This is a genomic window from Gordonia cholesterolivorans, from assembly GCF_039531975.1.
Taxonomy (GTDB): Bacteria; Actinomycetota; Actinomycetes; order Mycobacteriales; family Mycobacteriaceae; genus Gordonia; species Gordonia sihwensis.
Window position 1 is genome coordinate 166,880 of record NZ_BAAARB010000002.1, and the last position, 26,230, is coordinate 193,109.

General features: G+C 68.6%; 19 protein-coding genes. 13 read left to right on the forward strand and 6 right to left on the reverse strand.

The annotated features are described in order from the left end of the window. Window positions 1-21 precede the first annotated feature (21 nt). The 4 genes from ABFX36_RS02495 to ABFX36_RS02510 all read right to left on the reverse strand — a co-directional run bounded on the left by ABFX36_RS02495 (window position 22) and on the right by ABFX36_RS02510 (window position 5,039). Complete coding sequence (locus tag ABFX36_RS02495) at window positions 22-819, reverse strand: family 1 encapsulin nanocompartment shell protein (protein WP_006896896.1); 798 nt, start codon at window positions 817-819, stop codon at window positions 22-24. Between the two features lie 104 nt (window positions 820-923). Next, window positions 924-1,931 carry a Dyp-type peroxidase gene (locus ABFX36_RS02500; RefSeq protein WP_346074769.1) on the reverse strand — a complete coding sequence of 336 codons (1,008 nt, stop codon included), beginning with the start codon at window positions 1,929-1,931 and terminating at the stop codon, window positions 924-926. 96 nt (window positions 1,932-2,027) lie between these two features. Next, on the reverse strand, window positions 2,028-2,984 hold the full coding sequence (locus tag ABFX36_RS02505) for an alpha/beta hydrolase (RefSeq protein WP_346074770.1): 957 nt from the start codon (window positions 2,982-2,984) through the stop codon (window positions 2,028-2,030). 282 nt (window positions 2,985-3,266) lie between these two features. Then, the gene (locus tag ABFX36_RS02510; RefSeq protein ID WP_346074771.1) at window positions 3,267-5,039 is read right to left on the reverse strand and encodes a long-chain-acyl-CoA synthetase; all 1,773 of its coding nucleotides are present in this window, start codon (window positions 5,037-5,039) and stop codon (window positions 3,267-3,269) included. Between the two features lie 176 nt (window positions 5,040-5,215). Between ABFX36_RS02510 and ABFX36_RS02515 the strand changes: the two genes are divergently transcribed. After that, the gene (locus ABFX36_RS02515) at window positions 5,216-6,919 is read left to right on the forward strand and encodes an FAD-binding dehydrogenase (RefSeq protein WP_045538574.1); all 1,704 of its coding nucleotides are present in this window, start codon (window positions 5,216-5,218) and stop codon (window positions 6,917-6,919) included. Window positions 6,920-6,933: 14 nt separating this feature from the next. Here the strand turns inward: ABFX36_RS02515 and pgfA are convergent, their stop codons facing one another. Next, the gene (gene pgfA / locus ABFX36_RS02520; RefSeq protein ID WP_045538575.1) at window positions 6,934-8,478 is read right to left on the reverse strand and encodes a cell envelope lipid trafficking protein PgfA; all 1,545 of its coding nucleotides are present in this window, start codon (window positions 8,476-8,478) and stop codon (window positions 6,934-6,936) included. 43 nt (window positions 8,479-8,521) lie between these two features. Continuing rightward, window positions 8,522-9,910, reverse strand: a complete 1,389-nt coding sequence (locus ABFX36_RS02525) for an ABC1 kinase family protein (protein ID WP_346074772.1) — start codon at window positions 9,908-9,910, stop codon at window positions 8,522-8,524. A gap of 179 nt (window positions 9,911-10,089) precedes the next feature. On the opposite strand from ABFX36_RS02525, the gene nadB reads away from it, so the two are divergent. From nadB to ABFX36_RS02585, 12 genes are all read left to right on the forward strand, one after another. Continuing rightward, on the forward strand, window positions 10,090-11,715 hold the full coding sequence (gene nadB, locus ABFX36_RS02530; RefSeq protein WP_222110826.1) for an L-aspartate oxidase: 1,626 nt from the start codon (window positions 10,090-10,092) through the stop codon (window positions 11,713-11,715). A gap of 35 nt (window positions 11,716-11,750) precedes the next feature. Continuing rightward, window positions 11,751-12,839: a hypothetical protein gene (locus tag ABFX36_RS02535; RefSeq protein ID WP_222110827.1), complete on the forward strand. Its 1,089-nt coding sequence runs from the start codon at window positions 11,751-11,753 to the stop codon at window positions 12,837-12,839. Between the two features lie 112 nt (window positions 12,840-12,951). Next, a complete protein-coding gene (locus ABFX36_RS02540) occupies window positions 12,952-13,287 on the forward strand; it encodes a metal-sensitive transcriptional regulator (protein ID WP_045538118.1) in 336 nt (111 codons plus the stop codon). Window positions 13,288-13,351: 64 nt separating this feature from the next. Further along, window positions 13,352-13,558, forward strand: a complete 207-nt coding sequence (locus tag ABFX36_RS02545; protein WP_045538116.1) for a heavy-metal-associated domain-containing protein — start codon at window positions 13,352-13,354, stop codon at window positions 13,556-13,558. Window positions 13,559-13,578: 20 nt separating this feature from the next. After that, window positions 13,579-13,725, forward strand: coding sequence for a hypothetical protein (locus tag ABFX36_RS02550; protein ID WP_197078061.1), 147 nt, complete (start codon window positions 13,579-13,581; stop codon window positions 13,723-13,725). Next, the gene (locus ABFX36_RS02555; RefSeq protein WP_045538114.1) at window positions 13,722-15,983 is read left to right on the forward strand and encodes a heavy metal translocating P-type ATPase; all 2,262 of its coding nucleotides are present in this window, start codon (window positions 13,722-13,724) and stop codon (window positions 15,981-15,983) included. Before ABFX36_RS02550 ends, ABFX36_RS02555 begins: the two co-directional genes overlap by 4 nt. A 157-nt stretch (window positions 15,984-16,140) precedes the next feature. Next, on the forward strand, window positions 16,141-16,629 hold the full coding sequence (locus tag ABFX36_RS02560; RefSeq protein WP_082083933.1) for a ferritin: 489 nt from the start codon (window positions 16,141-16,143) through the stop codon (window positions 16,627-16,629). A gap of 125 nt (window positions 16,630-16,754) precedes the next feature. Next, window positions 16,755-18,239 carry an FAD-binding protein gene (locus ABFX36_RS02565; RefSeq protein WP_045538111.1) on the forward strand — a complete coding sequence of 495 codons (1,485 nt, stop codon included), beginning with the start codon at window positions 16,755-16,757 and terminating at the stop codon, window positions 18,237-18,239. A 258-nt stretch (window positions 18,240-18,497) separates the two neighbouring features. Next, window positions 18,498-20,030 carry a Re/Si-specific NAD(P)(+) transhydrogenase subunit alpha gene (locus ABFX36_RS02570; RefSeq protein ID WP_045538109.1) on the forward strand — a complete coding sequence of 511 codons (1,533 nt, stop codon included), beginning with the start codon at window positions 18,498-18,500 and terminating at the stop codon, window positions 20,028-20,030. Between the two features lie 6 nt (window positions 20,031-20,036). Beyond that, window positions 20,037-21,485 (forward strand): Re/Si-specific NAD(P)(+) transhydrogenase subunit beta, encoded by a 1,449-nt coding sequence (gene pntB, locus ABFX36_RS02575; protein ID WP_006896880.1) that lies wholly within the window; start codon window positions 20,037-20,039, stop codon window positions 21,483-21,485. Window positions 21,486-21,636: 151 nt separating this feature from the next. Further along, window positions 21,637-23,400 (forward strand): HSP90 family protein, encoded by a 1,764-nt coding sequence (locus ABFX36_RS02580; RefSeq protein WP_045538107.1) that lies wholly within the window; start codon window positions 21,637-21,639, stop codon window positions 23,398-23,400. Next, window positions 23,397-26,213, forward strand: a complete 2,817-nt coding sequence (locus ABFX36_RS02585; RefSeq protein WP_045538105.1) for a hypothetical protein — start codon at window positions 23,397-23,399, stop codon at window positions 26,211-26,213. The genes ABFX36_RS02580 and ABFX36_RS02585 overlap by 4 nt, the downstream gene beginning before the upstream one ends. The last annotated feature ends 17 nt before the right edge of the window (window positions 26,214-26,230 follow it).

The following is a 26,230-nucleotide window of genomic DNA, read 5'->3' on the forward strand; positions in this document are numbered from 1 at the left end:
TCGCGCGCCGCCCGTGCGGCGCTACGTGAGCGCGACCGCAGCCTCCGGGGTGTATGTCAGGTACGTGAAGGACTCGAAGAAATAGAGGTTCACCGTGTCGGCGTCGTGCGAGTCGTAGCCGATCGACACGTCCTGACCGATCGACAGTTCGAAGTCGCCACCCCGGGTGCTCAGCAGGAAGCCGCTGGAGATGGCCGGCGCCCAGACGATCTCGCCGTCGACCAGGATCCGGCGCAAGTGGTCGCGCACCGGGTTGCCGTGATCGGAGGTCTCGTTCACCTGCGTGTAGTGCTCCGCCGAGAGCGCGAGCGAGTACGGTCCGTCGACCGACTCCAGACGCAGCTTGCTGATCGCCTGGCTGATGGCCTCCGGGTAATCGCGGACGTCGTCGGGCAGCGCGATCGAGTTCACGCCGGACTCGTGGGCGATGCCGTTGATCTTGGCGGCCGCATAACCCTCGAAGATCGCGCGGTCCTCGGCCAGAGCCAGTTCGCGCGCGGCGCGAACCACGGGGTCCCAATCGGAATCGGAGGCGCCGCGGTCGACGTTGTCGATCGCCTCCCGGGTGACGGTGAACGGCACCTTGAACTCCACCAGCGGCTGAGTGTGGCGCAGGAAGGCGGTGATCCCGTCGGCCGGCGAGTCGATCTTGGTGCGGTGCCCGCGGGTGACGGAGTCGACGTCCAGTCCCAGCGGACCCTTCACGTCGACGAGACGACGACCGGCGATGTTCCGCTTGAACGAACGGGACGCCTCCTCCTCGATCTCGGCCCACGCAGCGGCGGAGATGGGAGCGAGTTCGCGGTGCAGATTGTTCATCGTGTTTCCTAACTCGGTGTGGTCGTGCGGTGGTCGGAGGGAACTGGGACTGTGGGAACTGTGACTGGGAACGCTCACCGGCCCGAGCGGCCGGTGATCGCCGGCTATCGGAGGGAGCCGATTCCGAGCGAGCCGTCCGACCGGGCGTCGGGCTGTTCCGGGGAGGTCTCGGGGACCGGGCCGGGGGCGGGCGGCTGTTCCTCGAGGAAGTCGCGGGTGGGCACGAAGAACTGCGCTCCGCTGACCGCGGTGGTGAAGTCGAGCAGACGATCGTAGTTGCCCTCGGGCTCGCCGATGAACATCCGGCGGAGCATCTCCTCGCTCACATCAGGCGCGCTCGAGTACGCGATGTAGAACGTGCCCTTCTCTCCGCTTCCGGAGATGTCACCGTACGGCATGTTGTCGCGCACCACGTCGATCTCGTTGCCCTCGTCGTCGGTCACGACGTTGAGCGCGATGTGCGAATTGGCCGGCTTCACATCGTCGTCCATCTCGATGTTCTCGAGTTTGGTGCGGCCGATCGCGTTCTCCTGCTCGGGCACCGGGAGACCGTTCCACGACTCGAAATCGGTGACGTACCGCTGCGTGACGACGTAGCTGCCGCCGGCGAAATCCGGATCCTCGTCGCCGACGGTGATGGCGTCGATCGCCTCCTGCCCGACCGGGTTCTCGGTGCCGTCGACGAAACCGATGAGGTCGCGCATGTCGAAGTAGCGGAAGCCGTGAACCTCCTCGACGGTGGTCACGGCGTCGCCGAGGCGTTCGGTCCAGCGCTGGCCCACTTCGAAGCAGAGGTCCATGCGGTCGGCCTTCACGTGCAGCAATAGGTCGCCCGGGGTGGCGGGCGCCGAGTGCACGGATCCGGCCAGCGCGGTGAACGGCCGCAGCGACTTCGGGCGCGGGCCGGCGAACAGCCGATCCCATGCCTGCGATCCGATTCCGACGATCGACGTCAGCGCCGACTCGGGGGCGCGGGAGCCGACCGCCGTCGACAGTCCGGGCAACTCGGCCAGCGCGTCGCGCACCGCGGCCTCGCCGCCGTCGTTGACGGTGAACACGAGAAAGGCAGCGGCGCCGGTCTTACGGGTGAGGATCGTCTGAGGCGTGGGCACGGAACCAGCCTAACGCGGCGATCGGACAGTTTCCGGCGCAGACTCACGATGGCCGGCACCCTGGCGGGTGCCGGCCATCGTGAGCGGTGTGTCCGATCAGAAGAACGCGGGGCGGAACGTGGTGGCCCACGACTGCTTGAAGCGGTCCTGCCAGTAGTCCCACCAGTGCGCGCCGTCCGGAGTGATGTGCGTGGTGAGGTGCACGCCGGGGACGGTGGCGACGCGGGCGATGTACAGCTGGGAGCTGGTCGACGCCGCGACCTCCAGCGGAACCATCTGGGCGAACTTGACGGGGTTGAAGCTGCCGCTGCCCGGAGTCAGGCTCGAGTCGTACTTGCTGCCGACGCCGGTCCCGGAGGACACGTACACGTAGTGCCCGGCCAGGTTGCCCGCCGACAGGAACGGGTCGTTGGCGAACCACTCGCCTGCGGGGTAGAAGCCCCACATATTGGTCGGGTTGCCGCCCATCTCGGCCACCGAGGCCTGGATGCCCTGGGTGAAGCCGGGCATGGTGACGGTCGGGTAGCCGCTGTAGGACGCGACCGCCTTGTAGAAGCTGGGGTGCCGCGAGGCCAGGTTCAGGGCCGCGGTCCCCGACATCGACAGGCCGGCGATGCCGTTGCGTCGGTTGTCGCTGTTGTGGTGCTTCTTCATGTACGCGGGCAGCTCACGCGTCAGGAAGGTCTCCCACTTGTTGACGCCGAGCTTCGGGTCGCGCTGCTCCCAGTCGGTGTAGAAGCTGCCGCCGCCGCCGAACGGGATCGCGACGTTGGTGCCCTTGCCGACCATCCAGCTGTCGACCTTGGTGTTCTGCAGCCAGCCGCTGGTGTTGTTCGGGGCGCGCAGGCCGTCGAGCAGGTAGAGCGTCGGCTTCGGGCCGCTCCCGCCGCCGTCGACGATGCGGACCGGGACTTTGCGGTGCATCGCGTTCGAGTACACGTACTCGGTGGTGCCTGCGGCCTGTGCCTGCGGCGTGACGGAGACTGCGGTGCCGACGAGGGTCGCCAGGGCGGCGACCGCGATCGTCAAGCGCTTGCCGACGCTCTTTCGCATATGAATCCTTCGGTCTGTTCGGTCGCGGGAGCGACTGTCGTGTCACCGGATCGGGGCCGGAGCGGTGCCCCGATCTCGATCCGTGAGCCGATCGGCCCGAGTCGCCGCGGGTCGATCGACCCGCAGCACCCCCGCACGAGTGGTGAGATTAACGGACTCCCGACGCTGCCGCAAAGGCAAGAGGGCGATTCGGTGCTGGTAGTAGCCGTTTCGGGACCCGTTTGCAGCGGTCAGGTCACAAATCGATAAACCTCGCGGGATTTGTCAGCGACGGCGCCGGATTCAGGCCATCCGGACGTAGCTGTCATCGCCGAGCTCGTACACGGGGTCCGCGCCGGTCTTCGCGTAGCCCTCCTCGCGGAGCGCAACGCGCTGATTCTTGAACGTCGACGTGCGGGCCAGCGCCGCCACCACCCGGAGGTACAGCGGCACCGCGTAGTGCGGTAGCCGGGCGCGCAGCTCGGTTGCGACCAGCCGGGGGTCGAAGTCGTCCTCGACGACCACCGCGGCCATCCCGGCGCGACCGTCGGCACCCGGCACCGCCACCCCGTAGACCACCGACTCGGCGACGCCGGGCACCGCGTTCAGTGCGGCCTCCACCTGGGTGGTCGCCACGTTCTCGCCCTTCCAGCGGAAGGTGTCGCCGAGGCGGTCGACGAAGGCGACGTGCCGGAACCCGACGTCGGCCACCAGATCGCCGGTGTTGAAGTAGGAGTCGCCGTCCTTGAGAGCGTCGCGGACGATCTTCTTCTCGGTGGCGGCGGGATCGGTGTATCCGTCGATCCGGGCCAGCCGGGTGATCTTCCCGAGCAGCAGTCCGGGTGTGCCCTTCGGGACCTCGATCACGCGGCCGTCGGGGCCGCGGACCGGCAGTCCGGTCGCTTCGTCCGCTTCGACCACGATGTACGGCAGCGGACAGAAGCCGACGGTCTTGCGCTGATCGAGGATGTTGACGAACCCGATGTTCGATTCGCTCGCGGCGTAGAACTCGACGATCCGGTCGATCCCGAACCGGTCGGCGAATTCGTCCCAGATCTCCGGGCGCAGGCCGTTGCCCGCGGCCAGCCGGATCGAATGCGCGCGGTCGGTGGGCCGGGGCGGCTGAGCCAGCAGGTAGCGGCAGAGTTCGCCGATGTAGCAGAAGGCCGTCGCCTCGTTCTCGATGGCCTCGTCCCAGAAGCGGCTCGCCGAGAACTTCGGACTGACGGCCAGGCAGGCGCCGGCCGCGAGCGCCGTCGCGACACAGACCGTCAGCGCGTTGTTGTGATAGAAGGGCAGCGTGACGAACAGGACGTCGTCGGACCGCAGCCGCAGGCCCATCGAGAATCCGTTCATCGCGGTCTGCCAGCGCCCGTGGCTCATCACGCTGGCCTTGGGCCAGCCGGTGGTACCCGAGGTGAAGATGTAATACGCGGGGTCGTCGGCTCGCACATCCGCGGTCGCACGCGGGTCCGCTTGCACCGCGGGATTCCGGGCCGCGAGCGCGGAGCCCCGCGCGTCCATCTCGGCCAGGGCGATCGGATCGGTGTCGACGCCGGTGAGGGCGCCGAGTTGCTCGCCGCATTCGTCGTCGTGGAGTACGACGAGCCGGGCGCCGCGGCGGTTCGCGTCGTCGAGCACGCCGAAGCTGTGATTCAGTGCGTCACCCGGCTGCGTGTGGTTCACCATTCCCGTCACCGCGCCGAGCTTGACGATCGCGAGCATCGCGATCACGCATTCCGGACTGTTGTGCGCCATCACCGCGACCACGTCGCCGCGGCGGACCCCGTGCTCGGCCAGCACGGCCGACCACCGGTTGGCGCGGCGGTTGCACTCGCCGTACGTGTGGACGGTGCCGCCGGTGCGGAGGAAGGGACGATCGGGATGGCGTGCCGCCGCCGCGGCGAAGGCCCGGCCCACACTCCATCTCCGGTGTTCGTCGAAATGGATGAGCGACGGCCGTTGCCGGGCCAGGACCGGAACGTCGCGCAGCAGCCCCAGGACGCCTCGCGCCATCGACGCCCAGGTGACGGGATCAGCTGCCTCGGAATGAACGGTCGGGGTCGGTGCGGCCACGGGTGCCTCCTCGTCAGACGAATCGTGCGTGTCGTCTCAGTATCGGGCCGTGCGCGCCGCAGCGTGGCGAGTTCGGTCACCGCGGTACGTCCCCGCTCTCGCCCGGTGCGCGTGGGACTTCCGCCCGTCGGCGGCCCAGGCCGGCGCGGGTAGTGTCGGTCCCGACGGCCTGTGCGATGGGCCACACATCTTTCGCGGAGAGGACGAGTCGGGTGTTGAAGCAGACGCAAGCGGCGGACGCCATTGTGGTGGGCGCGGGGTTGGCGGGACTTGTCGCCACCTACGAACTGACCAAGGCGGGGCGCACGGTGGTCGTCGTCGATCAGGAGAATCGACAGAATCTCGGCGGACAGGCGTTCTGGTCGCTGGGTGGACTCTTCCTCGTCGACAGTCCCGAACAGCGACGGCTCGGCATCAAGGACTCGCCCGATCTGGCGCTGCAGGACTGGATGGGATCGGCCGGTTTCGACCGCGACGACGAGGATTACTGGCCCCGCCAGTGGGCGCGGGCGTATGTCGAGTTCGCCTCGACGATCAAGCGGCAGTATCTGCACGATCTGGGTCTGCGCTTCACACCGGTGGTCGGATGGGCCGAGCGCGGTGGCGGTTTCGCCGACGGGCACGGTAATTCGGTCCCGCGGTTCCATCTCACGTGGGGCACCGGACCCGAGGTGGTGCGCATCTTCGCCGAGCCGGTCCTCGAAGCGGAGAAGCGCGGTCTGGTCACCTTCGCGTTCCGTCATCGGGTCGACGACCTGATCGTGGAGGACGGCGCAGCGGTCGGCGTGCGCGGCCGCGTCCTGGAGCCGACCGAAACAGCTCGCGGCGTGCCGAGTTCGCGTACCGAGATCAAGGATTTCGAGCTCCGCGGGGGCGCGGTGATCGTCACCTCCGGCGGCATCGGCCACAACCACGACCTGGTCCGCCGGAACTGGCCCACCGAGCGTCTCGGCCCGGCGCCGAAGTTCATGATCGCCGGCGTCCCCGACTACGTCGACGGCCGGATGCTGGAGATCACGGAGGCCGCAGGTGGGAACATCGTCAACCGCGATCGGATGTGGCACTACACCGAGGGCATCCAGAACTGGAATCCGATCTGGTCCGACCACGCCATCCGTATCATTCCCGGACCGTCGTCGCTCTGGCTCGACGCGAACGGCAATCGCCTTCCCGCGCCGAACTTCCCGGGTTTCGACACCAACGCCACGATGAAGGCGATCCTCGACACCGGCTACGACTACTCGTGGTTCGTGCTCACCAAGTCGATCATCGAGAAGGAGTTCGCGCTGTCGGGGTCCGAGCAGAATCCCGACATCACCGAGAAGTCACTGAAGACCGCCGCCAAGAGCAGGCTCGCGAAGGGGATGCCCGGACCGGTGGAGGCGTTCACCCGTCACGGCGTCGACTTCGTGGTCCGCGACAACCTCTCGGACCTGGTGGCCGGGATGAACGAGATCGGCCGCGGTGGCCACGTCGATCTCCAGTCCCTCGAACGGCTCATCTCCGCGCGAGATTCACAGGTAGAGAACTCCTACAGCAAAGACGCGCAGATGATGGCGGTGCACAATGCGCGGAACTACCTCGGGGACAAGGTGGTTCGCGTCGCTAAGCCGCACCGTCTACTCGATCCCGCACACGGTCCGCTGATCGCGGTGCGCCTCAACATCCTCACCAGGAAGACCCTCGGCGGTCTGGAGACCAATCTCGACTCGCAGGTGATGCGTCCCGACGGCAGCGCCTTCGACGGTCTGTACGCCGCGGGCGAGGTCGCCGGCTTCGGCGGCGGCGGCGTTCACGGCTACAACGCGCTGGAGGGCACCTTCCTCGGCGGCTGCATCTTCTCCGGGCGCGCCGCGGGACGGGCGGTGGCCCGCAATTGAGGTGACCCCGTCGGTCAGCGCTCGTGCCGGCCCGGCTGATCCTGGTCGGGGGTGCGGTAGCGCTCCACGTCGGGCATCGGGCGCGTCGGATCGGCGAACGGATACGGCGAACCGGACTGCCCGCCCTCGGATCCCGGGATCGGGGCGAATCCATCGGCGGGAGCCCCGAACGACTGGGTCTGGGCTTCATCCATCGGTGACGAGATCGCACCGTGGGCGCCGATGGCCTGGGTGGACGGCTCCTGTGGAGTCTGCGGCAGCACCGTCGTCGTCTCACCGGCGGAATACTCCTCGTACGGCCCGCCCTGCGGCGTCGGAATCACCGTGGTCTGGGCCTGACGGCTTGCGGCTTCGCCGGCACCACCGTCATCCGGCGTCGGTTCGTCGCCGCGGGTCTGGTCGGCGTCGTCCGGCCCGTCGCCGCGACGGCGCCCCAGCCACACCAGCACGGCCCAGGCGATCAGGAGCAGCGCACCGAGCACACCGAGGATGATCGGAGTGATCGTGCCGCCCCACTTGAGCTGGTCGAGGTAACCCTGGGCCCGCTGCGCCTGGTGCGAGACCGTCTCGTCGTTCCACTTGAACGTGCCCTTGAGCGCGTCCATGCGGAAGTCGCGGACCGCGCGCGGCGAGTCCTCGCTGTCGTCGGGTGACTTGAAGTACTGCGCCTGGTCCTCTTCGCCGTACACGATGGTTCCGGTCACCGGCTCCACGTACACATTGCGAGTGGCCTTGGCATAGCGGTGCATCGTGATGATGTCGTTCGGCTTGACGCCCTTGCCCTTGATGCCCCACCACTTGGCAGGCATGTCCAGGATGGTGCCGAGCGGTGCGTCGCCCTGCGGATTCGGGAGATTCGAGAGGTCGGTCTCGGGAACGTCGGCGACGAAATGGTAGGTCTTGACGCCGTCGATGGTCTTCTCGCCGACGTACTTGGCGATCGCGTCCTGACGCGTGGTGGTGTCGTAGTAGTAGTACTCGCGTTTGCCGACGTCGAATCCGAACTTGTACTGGAAGCCCTTGCGGTCCTCCAGTTTCACCGAGGCCTCCTCGACGTTGCCGCCCTCCGGCACAGCCTCCAACTGCAGCTCGCTCACGGCGCCGTTGGGCGCGGACGTCTTGCGATTCACCGACACTCGGTCGACTGTCGCGGTCAGCAGGCCGTCGTTGCACTTGCGGTCGCCGTCGCTCGACGCCATCGTCGGGTCGCTCTCCTTGCCCGCGGTGTCGCGGACGCGGTCGATCTGGACCGTCTGGCCGGACTGCAACGTGGCCTGGTCCTTGTTCGACGGGTCGACGATGACCGACCGGCGCTGCTGGGTCAGATGCGCCTCCAAGGTGGCGGCCTTCGACTTGCTGACGGAGCAGCGGTCGAAGATGGTCGCCGGGAACCGATTGCCGGCGTCCCCGTCGCTCGGAACGGTGGTCGCGACCGAGGTGATGTCGAGATCGAGCGGCACCACCTTCAGCTTCGGCACCAGATAGGTGGGGATGGCGATGGCCGCGACTATGCACGCGACGCCGAGGAAGGCAAGCAATGCCAGCGCGGCACGTTTCATATCCTTCTCGTCTCCTCTTGTTCGGTCGATCTGCGTGCTTCGGTCAGCTCTCGGCCGGTCGGGACGCCGGGCGGGGAGCTCGGCGATCGCGTTCGGCTTCCTTCATGATTCCCGCCATGTAGCCGTAGATCTCGCGATCGGAGATCGCCTTCCAGCGCGGAGCCAGCAGCTTCATGTACTTCTCTACATACAACAGTTGTTTGCCGACGAGCACCAACTCCCGCGGAAGCCGCGCGTCGTGGGCCCTGGCGACCGCTGCGAGCTGCCGTCCGAGGTCGGTGTACGACATCGAGGCCATGTCGGTGGCCGACAACGGTGCGGCCACCTTCTCGATGTCGGCGCCACCCTGGGCCGTCGACCCCGGATTGTGCACCGCGCCCAACAGGAAGATCGCGCGTCCGGCGGCGTCGTAGTCCTGTTTGACGATGAGGTCGACGACCAGTTGCCGGAGGATGCGGCGGGTGCGTGCGTCGAACCGGCCGACGATGCCGAAATCGAGCATCACCAGCTTCCCCTGGTCGTCGACGAGGACGTTCCCCGCGTGCAGATCGCCGTGGAACAGTCCGCCGTGGAATGCCGAATCGAGAAGTGAGAGAAGCAGATTGCGGCACAGTGCCACGCCGTCGTGCCCCGCGGCGCGGACCGCGCGGACGTCGTCGATGCGGGTGGCGTGGATCCGCTCCATCGTCAGCACCCGAGCGGTGGTCAGCTCGCCGTACACCCGCGGCACGCGGACCCGGTCACCGAACGGGCCCGGCTGCAGGCATTCGAACCACTCGGCCATGGTGGCGGCCTCGTTGCGGAAGTCGAGCTCGGAACCGAGTCCGTCGGCGAAGTCTTCGACCACGTGGCGGGCGCTGAGCATCCGGCCGTACTCGGAGATCTCCACGAGCCCGGCCAGACGTTCCAGAATCGCTACGTCGGGCGCCAGCCGGTCGGCGATGCCCGGCCGCTGGATCTTGACGACCACCTCGTCGCCCGATGCGAGCGTCGCGGTGTGGACCTGGGCGATCGAGGCCGACGCGATCGGCACCGGATCGAACTGTGCGAAGACCTCTTCGGGCTCGGCGCCGAGTTCTTCGACGAAGACCTGCCGCACCAGCGCGGGGTCGGCCGGTCGGACTCGGTCGAGCAGGGTCTCGAATTCGTCGGCCATGGTCTTGCCGAACACTCCCGGGCTGGACGCGATCAGCTGACCGAGTTTCACGTAGGTGGGACCGAGGTGCTCGAACGTCCGGCGCACCTCATGGGCGACGTCGGAGGTGCCCGGCGGGCGCCCGCGCAGCAGTCCGGTCACCGCGCCGAGCGTCAGCCGCCCGGCGCCGACCGCGGCGTGGCCCGCGGTGGTGGTGAAGCGGGTGACCTCGGTGACCGCCGAGACGCTGGGCAGGCCGGGGCGTGCCTGCGCGCTGGGGGATTCCTGATTGGCCATCACAGTTGCCCAAGTGTAGTGGGCGAATGCGCACCGACCACCGGGCCGACGCGGCGGTCGTCGTGTCGAGGTCGAGGCAGGGGGTCACTAGTGCTCCGCCTCACGGCGGCGTAGTCTCGACCGCATGTTTTCGATCGACAGTCGATAACCTGTCGATCGCCTCTGGTTGGGAGCTCAGCATGGTCGAGGAGAGTCGGGCCGACCTCGTGGTGGTCGGTGCGGGTGTGGCGGGGCTGACGGCGGCGCTGACGGCTGCGGCCCGCGGTCTGACGGTGACAGTGCTGACCAAGGGGCGCACCTGGGCGCAGCCGGGCGCGGAGCACTCCGCGTCCACCTTCTACGCGCAGGGCGGCATCGCGGTGGTGGAGCCCGGGAACTCCGGCGACTCGGTGGCCCTGCATCTGGCCGACACAGTGGCCGCCGGTGCCGGACTCACCGACCCGTTGGCGACGGAGCCGATCCTGGCCGGGGGTTGGCCTGCGGTGACCCAGTTGGTCGGCTGGGGTGCGGAGTTCGATACGGGAGCCGACGGCCGTTTTTTGCGGACCAGGGAGGGCGGCCACAGCGTCCGTCGCATCATCCACGCAGGCGGCGACGCCACCGGCGCACGGGTGCAACAGGCGCTCGCCTCCGCGGTCGCCGCGGCACCGATCCGAGTCATCGATCACGCCTCGGCCACCGCGATCCTCACCGGCGACGGTCGCGCCGCGGGGCTGGAGTTCGTCACCGCCGGCGGTCGCGGGGTGGTCCGGGCGCCGGCGGTGCTGCTCGCGACCGGCGGTCTCGGACACGTGTACTCGGCCACCACGAACCCCGCTGCGTCGACCGGTGACGGCGTGGCGCTGGCGCTTCGGGCCGGAGCGCAGGTCGCCGACCTCGAATTCGTCCAGTTCCATCCCACCATGCTGTACGTGCCCGGGGGGCGGGGCAGGCGCACGCTGGTCAGCGAGGCAGTGCGCGGGGAGGGCGGCGTGCTGGTGGACGACCACGGCGCCCCGGTGACCGCCGGCGTGCACCCGCAGGGCGATCTCGCCCCGCGCGACGTGGTCGCACGGGCGGTCACCGCGGCGATGCGGCGGACCGGTCGGCCGCACGTCTGGCTCGACATCTCGGCGGTGGAGGACTTCGAGCGCCGGTTCCCGACTGTCACCGCCGGTGTGCGGGCCTCGGGGCTCGACCTCGCGGGCGCGCGGCTGCCGGTGGTCCCCGGCGCGCATTACCTCTGCGGAGGTGTGGTGACCGACAGCGACGGTCGTACCAGCGTGCCGGGTCTGCTCGCGGCCGGGGAGGTGGCGCGCACCGGGTTGCACGGCGCCAACCGGCTGGCGTCCAACAGCCTTCTCGAAGGTCTGGTCATGGGCCGGTCGGCGGCACTGGCGGCGGTCGAACTCGCGGGGGTCGAGCCGCCGCGCGTGCCGGCCTCCGCGCCGACCGCCCTGCCCGCATGCGACAGGACCGAGTTGCAGGACGCGATGTCGGTGGCGGCCGCGCTCGACCGGAACGCCGAGGGCTTGGCGACGGTCGGTGCGCTGCTCGAGGCCGCACCCCTTCGTCGCCTCGCGAGCGTGGCCGACATCGAGGACGCCAACCTCACCCTGGCGGCGCGTGCGGTGGTCGCAGCCGCGCTCGAGCGCCGGGAGTCGCGCGGCTGTCATTATCGTTCGGACTTCCCCGGGAGCGAGGAGGCGCCGCAGCCGCGATACTTCGCCCTCCTCGAAGGCCGGATGCGCAGCGTCCCGCGACTCCGGCCGGTGACCTGTGCCGGATCTGCCGAGCCTATGGCCAGTGTCGGAGGGGCTCCGTAGACTCGATCGGGGAACTCACGGGAAGGTGATGTGCAATGCGCGGTGGTGGTTGCTGGTCGTCGATCGTCGCCACTCCCGATGAGCGCTCCGCACTGCATCTGACCCCCACTCACGATTGGCTCGTGGCCTGCGTGCTGCCCGCCGGTCATGACGGCGCTCACGGATCCGACGGCGCGCAGAGCCATTCCGGCCGTCGCCGCTGGCTGATGTGGGACGACTACGCGCGCGGTGCGCAGACCCTCGCCGAGGAGTTCGAGTGTCCCTCGCAGGCTCTCGACGGTGCGCCGTGTCTGTTCTTCGCCGGTCACGGCGGTCCGCACCGATACGCCGCGCCGGTGGGCCGCGACTTCCCGGCCGAGCCGGTCGTGGACGGCGCGCCCTCACCGGCGCCGGTGCCGAAGCCCCGATCCGCCCCGGCATCGCCACCTCCGCTGCCGCCCGAGGACGAGTCGTTCAGCGTCTCGGCGCTCGACGACCTCTTCGCGGGGATGCCCAGCCTCCGGGATCTGCCGACCACGGATCTGCTGGTCTTTCCCGAGAGCAGTTTCCACCCCGCCGCCCCCGCCTGGCCGCAGTCGCGCGGTGACTACGTCGCCGAGCACCGCCCGGACGGTCCGCACGCGCCGGAGGCGGTGGTCTCCGGTCCCGCACGCTTCGAACCGGCGGAGCAGGTGATCGATGCGGAGGTGGTGGAGGCGCCGGCCGCCGAACCGAAGCGGGGGCGTCGGCGGAGGCTGCGTGAGGACGCGGATCCGGCACTTCGGCCGGCCGAGGCCGGCCGCAGCAGGCATCGGGCGGCGCACGATGCGGAGGACTCCGCCGGTGCGGCCCCCGTGGACCCGAACATGCTCGAGGTCCGGCCCGGCGCGGCCTCGGTGCTCACCACCCCGATGGTCGAGGTGATCTCGTCCAGTTGGGATCCCGTGCGGATGGGCATCCCGGTTGCGCGCCGACCACTGCCGGGTGACTCCGACGTCTGGTCGGTGGCGGAAGTCGTCGAAGGCGCGGCCGCGCACGTGCGGTCGCTTCCCGAGGCCGCTCAAGACGGCGAGGTGTCGGCGGCGCTCCTCGATGTCGCAGAATCGCTGGGCCGTCTCGCGGACGCGCTCAAACCCTCCCGCTGAATCGACTCCGCACACCTTCTGGAATTTGATACCCCTAGGGGGTAGACGTACGTCGAATTTCGGAGTAGAACTGTGACTGAGATACCCACCGGGGGTATCGAAGGGAGGCGGGATGACCACCGACGAGACGGCGACCGCCCACGACCATGCAGGCGGTGGGCACACCGGTCACGGATACCTGCCCGAGAAGGACAAGTTCATCCGTCGGCTCAAGCTGATCGAGGGTCAGGCCCGAGGTCTTCAGCGAATGGTCGAGGAGGAGGCGTACTGCATCGACATCCTCACGCAGGTGTCGGCGATGACCAAGGCGCTCGAGTCCGTGGGGCTCGGGCTGCTGCACGACCACATGAACCACTGTGTGGTCGAAGCCGCACGCGAAAGCGACGAGGCCGCCGCGGCCAAGGTCGATGAGGCCATGAAGGCCATCACCCGCCTGGTCAAGTCCTGACCGCGGCCGAGTCCGTTTCCCGACGGACGACATCAACCAGATCAGACAAATGAGGAGAGAATCCATGAGCACCACCACCACTGTCACCGTCACCGGCATGACCTGCGGCCACTGCGCAGCCTCGGTCCGGGATGAGATCTCCGAGATCGCAGGAGTGGAGAAGGTCGACGTCGATGTGGCCAGCGGTCGCGTCGACATCACCAGCGCCGCCCCGCTCGATCCGGCCGCCGTCGGCGCTGCTGTCGCCGAGGCCGGCTACCGGGTCCAGTGACCGCGTCGGCGAGACCGGGCGTGCGGATCGTCGCATTCGCAGCCGGTCTCGCGGTGGTCTTCGGGGCGATGTTCGGCGTCGGCCGGGCCGTCGGCCCCTGGGACACCGCGCCGCAGCCGTCCCACGGCACCCAGATGCAGCACGACCAGGAGGGAACGCACAGATGACGCAGCCTATCGCCGCCGACCGGGAACTCGATCTGGAACTGATCGGGATGACGTGCGCCTCGTGTGCCAACCGGATCGAACGCAAACTCAACAAACTCGACGGAGTCACCGCCACCGTCAACTACGCCACCGAGCAGGCGCACGTGGAATACGACGGCGACGTGACCTCCGACGATCTCATCGAGGCGGTCCGGGCGGCCGGATACGACGCCGAACCGGTGCGTCCGGTGGCCACGGACGCCGAGCAGGCCGATGAGGATCCGGCGCCGTCGCGGGCCGAGGCCGAGCTGGCGGCACTGCGCCAGCGCCTCATCGTGTCGGCGGTGCTGACGGTTCCGGTGATCGCGCTGGCGATGGTTCCCGCATGGCAGTTCACCTACTGGCAGTGGCTGTCGTTGACCCTCGCGGCACCCGTGGTCGTGTGGGGTGCGCTGCCCTTCCATCGGGCGGCGCTCGCCGGAGGCCGGCACGGCACCACCACCATGGACACCCTGGTCTCGGTCGGCACCCTCGCCGCTTTCGGGTGGTCGATCTACGCCCTGTTCTGGGGTGATGCCGGCGTCCCCGGCATGACCCACGGCTTCGACTTGATCGCCTCCCGCGGCGACGGATCGTCGAACATCTACCTGGAGGCCGCGGCGGGAGTCACCACCTTCCTGCTGGCGGGCCGCTATTTCGAGAAGCGCGCCAAGCTCCGCGCGGGTGACGCGCTGCGCGCGCTCGCCGAAGTCGGCGCCAAGGACGTGACCGTGCTGCGCGACGGGCGTGAGATCACCGTGCCGATCGGTGAACTGCAGGTCGGAGAGCGATTCGTGGTCCGGCCGGGTGAGAAGATCGCGACCGACGGCCGGGTGGTCTCGGGAGCTTCGGCTGTCGATCAGTCGATGCTCACCGGCGAGTCGATCCCCGTCGAGGTGGCGGTGAGAGACAAGGTCGTCGGCGGCACGGTGAACGCGCACGGCCGCCTCGAAGTGGAGGCGTCGGCGGTCGGCGCCGATACCGCACTCGCCCACATGGCGAAGATGGTCGCCGACGCGCAGGCGGGGAAGGCGCAGGTGCAACGATTGGCCGACCGGATCTCGGCGTACTTCGTCCCGGTCGTGATCGCGATCGCGGCGGGCGTGCTCGGTTTCTGGCTCGGTGTCGGCGGCGGCGCGACGCTGGCGCTGACGGCCGCGGTGTCGGTGCTGGTCATCGCCTGCCCGTGCGCGCTCGGTCTCGCGACTCCCACCGCGCTGATGGTCGGGACCGGCCGGGGAGCCCAACTCGGCATCCTGCTGAAGGGGCCCGAGGTGCTCGAGTCGACTCGCCGAGTCGATACCGTGGCGCTGGACAAGACCGGCACCGTGACGACTGGCGAGATGGCCGTCCGCGACGTGATCACCGCCGACGGCGTGGATGCGGACGATCTGCTGGCGCGGGCCGCGGCGGTGGAGTCCGGATCGGAGCACCCGATCGGCCGCGCGGTCTGCAAGCACGTCGCCGAACTGGGGCTCGACGTTCCCGAGACGGCGGACTTCCGCAATCTCGCCGGTGCGGGCGTGACCGCGTTCATCGACGGACTGCGCGTCACCGTGACCGGCCCCCGTGACGTCCCCGTTCAGCTCGGTGAGCGGATGCGTGAACGGATCGCCACGGCCTCGGCGGAGGGGGCGACGCCCGTCGTGGTCACCTATCTCGACGCGGTGGCAGGCGTGATCGTGGTGGCGGACACCGTCAAGCCCACGTCGGCGGCGGCGATCGCCGAACTCAAGCGGATGGGGCTGCGCCCGGTTCTGCTGACCGGCGACAACGACGGTGCCGCGCGGCATGTCGCGGCGCAGGTCGGCATCGACGAGGTGATCGCCGATGTGACGCCGGACGGGAAGGTGGACGCGGTCCGCCGCCTGCAGGAGTCCGGCCGCGTGGTCGCGATGGTCGGCGACGGTGTCAACGACGCCGCGGCACTGGCCTCGGCCGACTTGGGGTTGGCGATGGGAACCGGCACCGACGTCGCTATCGAGGCGGGCGATCTCACGTTGGTGAGCGGTGACCTGTGGGCGGTGGTCGACGCGATCGCGTTGTCGCGCAAGACACTCAGCACCATCAAGGGGAATCTGTTCTGGGCGTTCGCCTACAACGTGGCGGCGCTGCCGTTGGCCGCCGCAGCTCTGCTCAATCCGATGATGGCCGGTCTGGCGATGGCCTTCTCCTCCGTATTCGTCGTCGTCAACAGTCTGCGGCTGCGCGGATTCCGGTCTCGTCGCGTCTCCGCGTAAGCCGTAGTGGTTGTCGACAGAGTCTTAGGATTACCAAACCTCAGATCATTTCGGTAACCCTTTCCTCGCTGGTCAGAGACGGTTTACGGGCCTACTGTGGAATCATCGCGGCGAAGGTCTCGCCGAGGAATTCATATGCAGGGGAGCGGATATGAAAATGAATGAGGAACTCGAAGTCGAGTTCAGCAAGCAGATCACCCGGGAATTCGAATCGGCGATGCTCTACCGGCAGTTGGCAATCGAGTTGGAACTGCGCGACCTTCCCGGAATGGCTTCGTGGATGCGCAGTCATTCCTCGGAAGAACTCAGCCACGCCGACCGCCTCATCGAGCACATGACCAACCGCGACAACCGCCCGCTCATCGGCGACATCACGATTCCGTCGGTCAAGGCCGACACGGTCACCGAGATCTTCGAGGTGGCGCTCGACGCCGAGCGCGACGTCTCGGAAGCGATCCGCGCGCTGTACCGGCTCGCACAGGAGCAGGGCGACATCGACTCTCGGCCGACCATCGACTGGTTCGTCTCCGAGCAGGTCGAAGAGGAGGCGACGGTCGGCGAGATCGTCGGTCGCCTTCAACTGGTGAACGAGGACGGCTCCGGCCTCCTTCGGATGGATGCGGAGCTGGCGTCGTCGAACGTCTGACAGATGAACGAGCCGATGGCCCGGCGCCCCAACGGGGTGCCGGGTCATTCCGCTTATATAGGGGCCCGGAACCGGCCGGGCCAAGTCTCTAGAACACGTTCTATTTCTGGTCTAGGCTGTCTCCCATGAGTGGACTGGACCTCCCTGAAATCGTGAATGCCTCCGACGTCGCCGAGTACAGCGACACCGTCGACGTGCTGGTGATCGGCGCAGGCATCGGCGGCTGCTGCGCGGCGCTCGAAGCGGCGGAGGCCGGAGCGTCGGTGCTGGTGCTCGAGCGATCGGCCGCGGCCGGCGGCACCACCTGCATGGCGGGAGGACACTTCTACCTCGGCGGTGGCACCGCGGTGCAGACGGCCACCGGACACCAGGACAGCGCGGAGGAGATGGCCAAGTACATCACCGCCGTCTCGCGCGACCCGGAGCCGGACAAGATCAAGGCCTACTGCGACGACAGCGTGGAGCACTTCGGCTGGCTCGAGTCGCTCGGCTTCCAGTTCGAGCGTTCGTACTACCCGGAGAAGGCGGTCATCCAACCGCAGACCCAGGGACTGATGTACACCGGCAACGAGAAGGTGTGGCCGTTCTGCGAACAGGCCGTCCCGGCGCCGCGCGGTCACAAGGTGCCCGTGCCCGGCGACACCGGCGGCGCGGGCATGGTGATCGAGCTCCTGGTGAAGCGTCTCGGCGAGCGGGGCGTGCCGATCCGCTACGAGGTCGGGGCGCGCAGGCTCGTCGTCGACGACTCCGGTGCCGTGGTCGGCGCCTACTGGAAGGCCGGCGGCGAGGACGGTTTCATTCGCGCCTCCGCCGTGGTGATCGCCGCGGGCGGATTCGTCATGAACCCCGACATGGTCGCCGAGTACGTCCCGCAGCTCGCGGAGAAGCCGTTCACGCTCGGCAGCACCTACGACGACGGTCTCGGAATCCGAATGGGCGCCTCGGTGGGCGCCGGACTCAAGCACATGGACCAGGCGTTCATCACCGCGCCGGTGTACCCGCCGTCGATCCTCCTCACCGGCCTGATCGTGAATAAGGAGGGCAAGCGGTTCGTCGCGGAGGACTCCTATCACTCGCGGACGTCCGGATTCGTGATGGACCAGACCGACCGCGCCGCCTTCCTCATCGTCGACGAGGCGCACATGCAGCGGCCAGAGTTCCCGCTGGCGCCCTTCATCGACGGCTGGGAGACGGTCGACGAGATGGCCGACGGCCTCGGCCTCGATCGGGCCACGCTGCACGCGACCCTCGATCGGTACAACGAGTACGCCGCCAAGGGCGAGGATCCGGACTTCCACAAGAGCCCCGAGTTCCTGGCGCCGCAGGACACCGGGCCCTGGGCGGCGTTCGACATGAGTCTCGGGAAGGCGCTGTACGCCGGGTTCACCGTCGGCGGCATGGCCACTTCGCTGGACGGCCAGGTGCTGACCGAGGAGGGTTCCGTGATCGACGGACTGTACGCCGCCGGAGCCTGTGCGGCGAACCTCGCGCAGGACGGAAAGGGCTACGCCAGCGGCACCCAACTGGGGGAGGGCTCGTACTTCGGTCGCCGGGCGGGGCGTCACGCGGCACATGCAGCGACCGTGCGAAATCGGGTTACTGTCCGGTAAGTGACGTATCTAACCGGCCCCTGGTCCGCGTGGCAGGGCGTGCTAACGTCATGCCACGTTTTCCATCAGCAGGGTCGGTCACGTGGCCACCTGCGGCGTGTCGCGCGAGTTCGATGAAGCACTGGCCGACGCAGGCTTAGACGCCCGTACATCCCGTGGGGCTCCCGCCTGTCGTCTACAGCGTTGGCGTCGAATCATCGTGCGCCATGTTCTGTAAGACAAGGTGAAGCTGAATATGAGTGTGGGAGAGGCAGTGAAATGCTGATCGGTATCCCCCGGGAATCAAAGGCGGGCGAGACTCTCGTCGCCGCCACCGCTAAGACGGTGGCGCAGCTGCAGCAGCTCGGCTACGAGGTGATCGTCGAGGCCGGCGCCGGTGACCGCGCCGAGCAGCCGGATGCGGCATTCGCTGAGGCGGGCACCCGTGTCGGTTCGGCCGACGAGGTGTGGGCCGCTGACGTCGTGGTCAAGGTCAACGCCCCGACGGACGACGAGATCGCGCGTATGCGGCGCGGTGCGGTCCTCATCTCGATGATGGCTCCGGCCCGTAATCCGGAACTGCTGGAGAAGCTGCGCAGTGCGGGCATCACCGCGCTGGCGATGGACGCGGTACCTCGTATCTCGCGTGCGCAGTCCATGGACGTTCTCTCGTCGATGGCCAATGTCGCGGGTTACCGCGCAGTGGTCGAGGCCGCACATGAGTTCGGCCGGATGTTCACCGGTCAGGTGACCGCGGCGGGCAAGATTCCGCCCGCGCGTGTGTTCGTGGTCGGTGCCGGCGTGGCCGGTCTGGCGGCGATCGGTGCCGCTTCGGCGATGGGCGCCGTGGTGCGTGCCTTCGACGTGCGTCCCGAGGTGGCCGAGCAGGTCGAGTCGATGGGCGCCGAGTTCGTCAAGGTCGACTTCGAGGCGGAGAAGTCCGAGGACGGCTACGCCAAGGAGATGACGGCCGAGCAGGAGGCCGCGACCGCCTCGATGTACGACGAGGAGGCCCGCGCCGCCGACATCGTCATCACCACCGCGCTGATCCCGGGACGTCCGGCACCGAAACTGCTGAGCGCCGACACCGTCGCCGGAATGAAGAACGGTTCGGTGATCGTCGACATGGCGGCGGCCAACGGCGGCAACGCCGAGGGCACCGTGGCCGACGAGAAGGTCGTCACCCCCGGCGGTGTCACGATCCTCGGCTACACCGATCTCGCGGGCCGGCTGGCCGCGCAGACCTCGCAGCTGTACGGCACCAACATCGTCAACCTGCTGAAGCTCCTGACGCCGGAGAAGAACGGTGAGCTGACGCTGGACATGGACGACGTCGTCCAGCGCGGCATCACGGTGACGCGCGACGGCGAGGGCATGTGGCCGCCGCCCCCGGTGCAGGTGTCGGCGGCACCGAAGGCCGCCGCCGCGGAACCGGCCGAGGTCGCCCCGCCCAAGGAGCCGATGTCGCCCGCCAAGAAGGTCGCGCTCTCGCTGGTCGGGATCGTGATCTTCGGTCTGGTGGTGGCCTTTGCGCCGCCGCCGATCCCGCAGCACTTCACGGTGCTCATGCTGGCGATCGTGATCGGCTACTACGTCATCGGCAATGTGGCGCACGCGCTGCATACGCCGCTGATGTCGGTGACCAACGCCATCTCCGGTGTCGTCGTGGTCGGTGCGCTGTTGCAGATCGCGTCCGACAATGTGACCGTTCAGATCCTGTCGACGATCGCGATTCTGGTCGCATCGATCAACATCTTCGGTGGCTTCGCGGTCACCCGTCGCATGCTCGCCATGTTCAGCAAGGGGGCGTGATCACTCATGGGAATCACTGCAATCACCGTTGCGGCGTATGTCATCGCATCGCTGCTGTTCATCCTTTCGCTCGCCGGACTGTCGAAGCATGAGTCGGCCAAGAGCGGTCTGACCTACGGCATCGTCGGCATGGCGATCGCGCTGGTCGCCACCATCGTCCTGGTCCTGAAGAACATCGTCGACCTCGACTCGCTCGACATGAAGTGGGTGCCGATCGTCCTGATGTTCGGCGCCGTGGTCGTCGGCGCGCTGATCGGTCTGTGGCGCGCCAAGATCGTCGAGATGACCGGCATGCCCGAGCTCATCGCGCTGCTGCACTCGTTCGTCGGTCTGGCCGCCGTGCTCATCGGCTGGAACGGGGCGATCGAAGGCTTCGACGTCACAGGCGTCGATCCCGGAAACGTGCGGTCGCTGACCAACATCCACGAGGCGGAGATCGCGATCGGCATCTTCATCGGTGCGGTCACCCTCACCGGTTCGATCGTCGCCAACCTGAAGCTGTCGGCCAAGATGAAGTCGGCTCCGCTGATGCTTCCGGGCAAGAACTTCATCAACGTCGGTTCGCTGGTGGTGTTCGCGGTTCTGACCGGCGTGTACGTCGCGTCCGACACCCACGACAACACCACGTCGATGATCCTGCTCGCGGTGATCACCGCTCTGGCGCTGTTCCTCGGATGGCATCTGGTCGCCTCCATCGGCGGCGGCGACATGCCGGTGGTCATCTCGATGCTGAACTCGTACTCCGGTTGGGCCGCCGCGGCCTCGGGCTTCCTGCTCGGCAACGATCTGCTGATCGTCACCGGTGCGCTGGTCGGCTCGTCGGGTGCGTACCTGAGCTACATCATGTGCAAGGCGATGAACCGGTCGTTCATCTCGGTCATCGCCGGCGGTTTCGGCATCGAAGCCGGGCCGGCCGACGACACCGACTACGGCGAGCACCGCGAGATCAACGCGGAGGCTGCCGCAGAGCTTCTGTCCGGCGCCAAGTCGGTGATCATCACCCCGGGCTACGGCATGGCGGTGGCCCAGGCGCAGTACCCGGTCGCGGATCTGACGTCCCGGCTGCGCGCGAAGGGCATCGATGTCCGGTTCGGCATCCACCCGGTGGCCGGTCGTCTCCCCGGCCATATGAATGTGCTGCTGGCCGAGGCGAAGCTGCCGTACGACATCGTGCTCGAACTCGACGAGATCAACGACGATTTCCCCGAGACCGACGTCGTGCTGGTCATCGGCGCCAACGACACCGTGAACCCGGCTGCCGCGGAGGATCCGGGCTCGCCTATCGCGGGCATGCCGGTGCTGGAGGTCTGGAACGCCAAGGACGTGATCGTCTTCAAGCGTTCGATGGCGGCCGGCTACGCGGGCGTCCAGAACCCGCTGTTCTTCCGTGAGAACACGCAGATGCTCTTCGGCGACGCGAAGGACCGCGTCGAAGACATCATCGCTGCTCTGTAACCGGGCACCGAACCCGAGCACCCCGTCGATCCGTGCGGATCGGCGGGGTGCTCGTCGTCCCGGGGCGGTGCGGCCTCGGCTCGCCCGGGCGACTGGATTCGCCGATCCCGGGGCCCGGGAGTGTCACCGGCGACCCCTACCATCGACAGACATGGAGCAAACTGGGGTCTTCGATGTGGACCTGCGCGGACTCATCGATGTACTGGGGAACAATCTGTACACCAACCCGGGCGTATTCGTCCGGGAGCTGCTTCAGAACGCGATCGACGCCCAGACCGAGCGCCCGAGCGTCGATCAACCCATCGTCATCACGGCCGACGGGGCCGAGTTCGTCGTCTCCGACACCGGCGTCGGGATGCGGGCGGACCAGATCGCCGAGCTGCTGGGGACCATCGGCCGCAGCTCGAAACGGGACGAGCTCGGATTCTCCGAGCAGGCGACGATCGGCCAGTTCGGCGTCGGGCTGCTCAGCGGATTCCTGACCGGAGACCGGATCGAGGTCTCGTCGAAGGCCGAAGGACACGACCCGGTCCGGTGGGTGGGTGACGCGTCCGGAACCGTCGAGACCGGACCGGGAGACCGGAGCGAGACCGGCACCACCGTGCGGATCTGCGCACGTCCGGGTTTCGAGCAGTGGCTCGATCCCGACCGCGTGGCCTCGCTGGCCGCGCGATACACCGCCCTGCACCCGACCCCGGTCATGGTGAACGGGCGCCGAGTCAATCCACCGGTCGAGGTCTTCGCGGCGGAGGCGGGCCGCCGGATCGCCGCGCAGGTCGCCTACTGCCAGGACGAGTTCGGATTCACTCCGCTCGACACCTTTCAGGTCGACATCCCCGAAGCGGGTCTGCGCGGCGTCGCCTTCGTTCCGCCCAGCGGCGGAGACCTCGTGGCACGGTCGGAGCACCGCGTCCACGTGAAGGGACTCCTGGTCGGCGACCTCGCGGAGCTGCTCCCGGAGTGGGCGTTCTTCGTACGGGTCGTCGTCGATGCCACCGGACTGACTCCGACCGCGTCGAGGGAGAGCGTGGTGCGCGACGATCTGTTCCACGACGTCGTCGAGTCGCTCGGCGCGCAGGTTCTGGCCTGGCTCGCCGGGCTCGAGCAGCGGCCGGCCACACGAGCGAAGTTCCTCAGCGTCCACGAGCAGGGGATCAAGGCGCTCGCGGCCCACCGGCCGGAACTGCTGGGTTTCGTCGACCGGCACTGCGTCTTCGAGACCAATTACGGGCCGATGCCGCTCGCGACCTTCCGAGCGAGATTCGGCGACCTGCGGTACACCGGCAGCGTCGATGACTTCCGCGTCCTCGGCGACATCCTGGGCAGCCGGGGTTTCGGCCTGGTCAACGCCGGCTACGCCTTCGAGACAGGCGTGGTCCGCGCGTTGATCGCCGCCGACCCCGACATCACCGGCGAGTACGTGACGCAGGAGATGCTGCTGACCGCGCTGGGAGACGTCGGTGACGATGTGCGGACGCGGTTCGCCGGTGCCCTCGCCCTGGCGGGAACCGCGCTGGCGCCGTACGGCTGCGACGTGGATCTGACGGCCATCGAGCCCGGCGAACTCTCGGGTGTGCTGCTGACCGATGACTCGGCGAAACTCGCGGGCGACCGTCGCGAGATGCTGTCGGAGGTCGCCGGGGACCCCGACGCGTGGTTGGCCGCGGTCGCGGCGGTCGACGCGCACGACCATCAGGTGCCGAGCCGGCCGGTGCTGCTGCTGAACGTGGCGAACACGCTCGTGGGACGGTTGCCGTCGATCACCGATCCGACGGTGGCGGGCGCCCTGGTCCGGACGGTCTACAGCCAGGCGTTGGTGCGAGCGCACCGATCGTTGTCCTCGGATGCGGCCAGGGACGTGGACGAAGCCGTGATGCTGCTGGCGGATCTCGCTACGCGGGCGGGCGCCAGGTGACCGACCAACCGACGCACGATCCGCGTCTGGAGAGTTTCGTCAACGACCTCTGGCACGCGCGGTACGGGGATCCGCGGTTCGGCCATGAGGATTTCGGGGCCTTTCCCGCGCTGATCGCCCGGGCCGACGAACTGGGCGACGACTACTGGCGGTTCGTCGTCCGGCTCGAGGCCTCCTACGCCGCGCTGTGGTCGGGGACCGCGGCCGATGTGCTGACTCTGCTGGCGTGGATGCTCCGGGCCCACGACCGCCGGGCGGCGACGCTCGATTTGGAGCCGACACAGCTCGAACAGCTCAACACCACGCTCGTCGACTTCCTCGAATCGGTGCCCGACGTCCCCGAACTGTCGCTCGACCAAGTGCGAGATCTGCTCGACGACTGGATCCGGCGGACCCGCGGGACGGGCTACGAGTCGGATGCGCTGGTCGCGGTGGTGCGCGCGAAGATCGCACTGCACCGCGGCGACCCCGACGCGGCCCGCCGGTTCCTCGACGAGTGCCGGGACTTCGCTCCGCCGGCCGGCACCTGCCGGGAGGGTGCGCGAGCGATGGTCGCGGCGCTCTACAGCCGGTGCGGCGATCACGCGCGAGCGCTCGAGTTGTCGGAGCCGGATCTAGTGGACGACGGCGAGCGATGCGGGTTCTTCCCCGCCGAGACGCATGTCGCGCTGATCGGTGCTTACGCCGCCGCCGGCCGGCGCGACGACGTCGTACTGGCGGCCGAGCACATCGACCGGATCTACGGCGAGTTCCCGGGCTCCACCGGCCACGCCGAAGCCATTCCCGCGCTGTTGCGCGTCGGTGAGCTCGGGCGGGCACGGGATCTGGCGGTGAGCCGCCTGCCCCATCTGGACGCCTGCTTCACGCCGCTCGACCGGGCGCGGCTGGCGGCGGCGCTGTCGGCGGCGTTCGCTTCGGCGGCAGCGGTCGACGGGGACGCCGTGATCTCCCATCACACCGATCCGGGGCGTCCGGCCCGGTCCCGACCGGCGGCCGATCTGGCGGCCGAACTCGCCGATGTGGCGCACGACATCGCCCGCGGGTTCGACATCCGCAACGGCAACGGCGCGGTCTCGACGTGGGTCGAGCAGACCCTGGCGCTCCGCGCCGCGGGCCAGCCCGACGACCGGGTGAAGCCGGTCGCCGAACGGACGGCCCAGGAGTTGATGAGCGGTATGGCCGTGTTCTCCATGGTCTCGAGTCGCAGGGCGCAGGCGTGCGCCGAGGCACTCGCGGGCCGGATCGGCGAACTCACCGGCCGCAGCCTGGCGCGGGCCCGGATCATGCTGGCGTCCGACCTGCGCCGCAGCGATCGTCACGCCGCAGAGGCGGCACTGCGGGAGGCTGCGGCCGCGGCGCGCGCGGAGTATCCGGCCATGGCGGCGCAGGCCGAACTCATGGCCGATGTGGAGGCGGCGGCACAGGGCGTCCTCGATCCGCAGCGGCTCCTGTCGGCGCCGGACCCGGATCCGGCGTGGGCGGCGCTGTCTCAGGCGAACTACTGGCGTTTCGTCGCCGTGGCGAGCGAACCCGTGGACGGTGAGCGAGCCGGCCGTGCGGTGGACGCGGGGATCGAGACGCTGCGACGCGGCTTGGCGGGCGAGATCCGCCTCGTGGAGGACGAGACGGCGTCGCGCCCGGGCTCGGCGGAGGCCGATGCCTACTCGATCGCAGCGGCGCTGCACATCATGGCGGCGTCGATGCGGGCCGCCGCCGGATACTCTCCCGACGCCGAGATCGATGCGGCGCTCGTCGCAGCCCGCCGGATGGTCGCGGCCGCCTCGACGCCCGACCAACGCCTCGAAGCCCACGCCCAGCTGGCCGGCGTCCTGGGATTCGCCGCGCAACTGCAGTCGATGAGCGACGAGCAGGCGGCGTTGCGTCTGCTGGACGAGGCCGTCGAGAACTCCCGGTACGCGCAGCGTGCGCCGCTGCTCGCGCAGCGGGCCGAACTCCGGATCACGGCGGCCGAGGACTTCGACGGTGCGGTGACCGATCAGGAGCAGGCGATCGCCGTCTGGATGGTGGAGGGCCTCGATCATCAAGCCGATGCCGCGTTGATCGACTTGGCCCGGATGCAGCTCTCGCGAGGCGACGACGCGCGGCGGGTGATCGAGGCGGTACGGCCGGTGATCGACCGGATGTCCGAGCGCGGCGACGAGGATGCCGTCGCTGCCGGTCTCGCGGTGCTCGGCCGAGCGCAATCGTCGGCTCGGCTCCCGGACGACGCGGTGATCTCGTTCTCCCGAGTGCTCGACACGGTGGTGGGCGACGAACATCCCGGGTACCTCGCGCAGCTGTATCAGGCGCGTGCGGGCGAGCTGATGGATCTCGGACGGCACCCCGAGGCGATGGCCGACTTCGACCATGCAGCGGAGTTGTTCGCCGAGTTCGGCGCGCAGCACGATCTCGGCGAGGTACTCAGATCCGCCGCTCTGGCCGCTCACTTCGGGGGCGACGACGCCACGGCCGAGAGCCTGTTGGAGCGCGCCGAGCGCGTCTACGACGAGCTGAGCGTCGACGGTCCGGTCGATTTCGAGCGAACCCGGCTCGATCTCGCTCGCGCCGACATCCTCCGGTCCACGGACCCCGAGCGCGCCGAGTCGCTGCTGCAGTCGGTGGTGGAGCGGTCGTCGGCGGCCAACTGGCTTCCGCTGGCGTTGAGCGGACTGAATCTGCAGGCACTCATGGCCGTGGAGGCGGGCGGCGACGACGGGCGCGCACGGGCGTGGGACCTGGTGCTCGAAGGACTACGGCTCGACCCCGAGCATCCAGGGCTCAACCAGCTGGCGTTCGAGTTGAACGACGAGTGATCCGCGGTGGGCCGACG

Excerpts from the sequence above, each read along its gene's own strand:
- ABFX36_RS02495 (WP_006896896.1), bottom strand. The coding sequence starts at position 819 with ATGAACAATCTGCACCGCGAACTCGCTCCCATCTCCGCCGCTGCGTGG.
- ABFX36_RS02515 (WP_045538574.1), top strand. The coding sequence starts at position 5,216 with ATGGGCCACACATCTTTCGCGGAGAGGACGAGTCGGGTGTTGAAGCAG.
- pgfA (WP_045538575.1), bottom strand. The coding sequence starts at position 8,478 with ATGAAACGTGCCGCGCTGGCATTGCTTGCCTTCCTCGGCGTCGCGTGC.
- ABFX36_RS02555 (WP_045538114.1), top strand. The coding sequence starts at position 13,722 with ATGACGCAGCCTATCGCCGCCGACCGGGAACTCGATCTGGAACTGATC.
- ABFX36_RS02545 (WP_045538116.1), top strand. The coding sequence starts at position 13,352 with ATGAGCACCACCACCACTGTCACCGTCACCGGCATGACCTGCGGCCAC.
- ABFX36_RS02565 (WP_045538111.1), top strand. The coding sequence starts at position 16,755 with ATGAGTGGACTGGACCTCCCTGAAATCGTGAATGCCTCCGACGTCGCC.
- ABFX36_RS02505 (WP_346074770.1), bottom strand. The coding sequence starts at position 2,984 with ATGCGAAAGAGCGTCGGCAAGCGCTTGACGATCGCGGTCGCCGCCCTG.
- ABFX36_RS02560 (WP_082083933.1), top strand. The coding sequence starts at position 16,141 with ATGAATGAGGAACTCGAAGTCGAGTTCAGCAAGCAGATCACCCGGGAA.
- ABFX36_RS02580 (WP_045538107.1), top strand. The coding sequence starts at position 21,637 with ATGGAGCAAACTGGGGTCTTCGATGTGGACCTGCGCGGACTCATCGAT.
- ABFX36_RS02570 (WP_045538109.1), top strand. The coding sequence starts at position 18,498 with ATGCTGATCGGTATCCCCCGGGAATCAAAGGCGGGCGAGACTCTCGTC.
- ABFX36_RS02535 (WP_222110827.1), top strand. The coding sequence starts at position 11,751 with ATGCGCGGTGGTGGTTGCTGGTCGTCGATCGTCGCCACTCCCGATGAG.
- ABFX36_RS02525 (WP_346074772.1), bottom strand. The coding sequence starts at position 9,910 with ATGGCCAATCAGGAATCCCCCAGCGCGCAGGCACGCCCCGGCCTGCCC.
- ABFX36_RS02540 (WP_045538118.1), top strand. The coding sequence starts at position 12,952 with ATGACCACCGACGAGACGGCGACCGCCCACGACCATGCAGGCGGTGGG.
- pntB (WP_006896880.1), top strand. The coding sequence starts at position 20,037 with ATGGGAATCACTGCAATCACCGTTGCGGCGTATGTCATCGCATCGCTG.
- nadB (WP_222110826.1), top strand. The coding sequence starts at position 10,090 with ATGGTCGAGGAGAGTCGGGCCGACCTCGTGGTGGTCGGTGCGGGTGTG.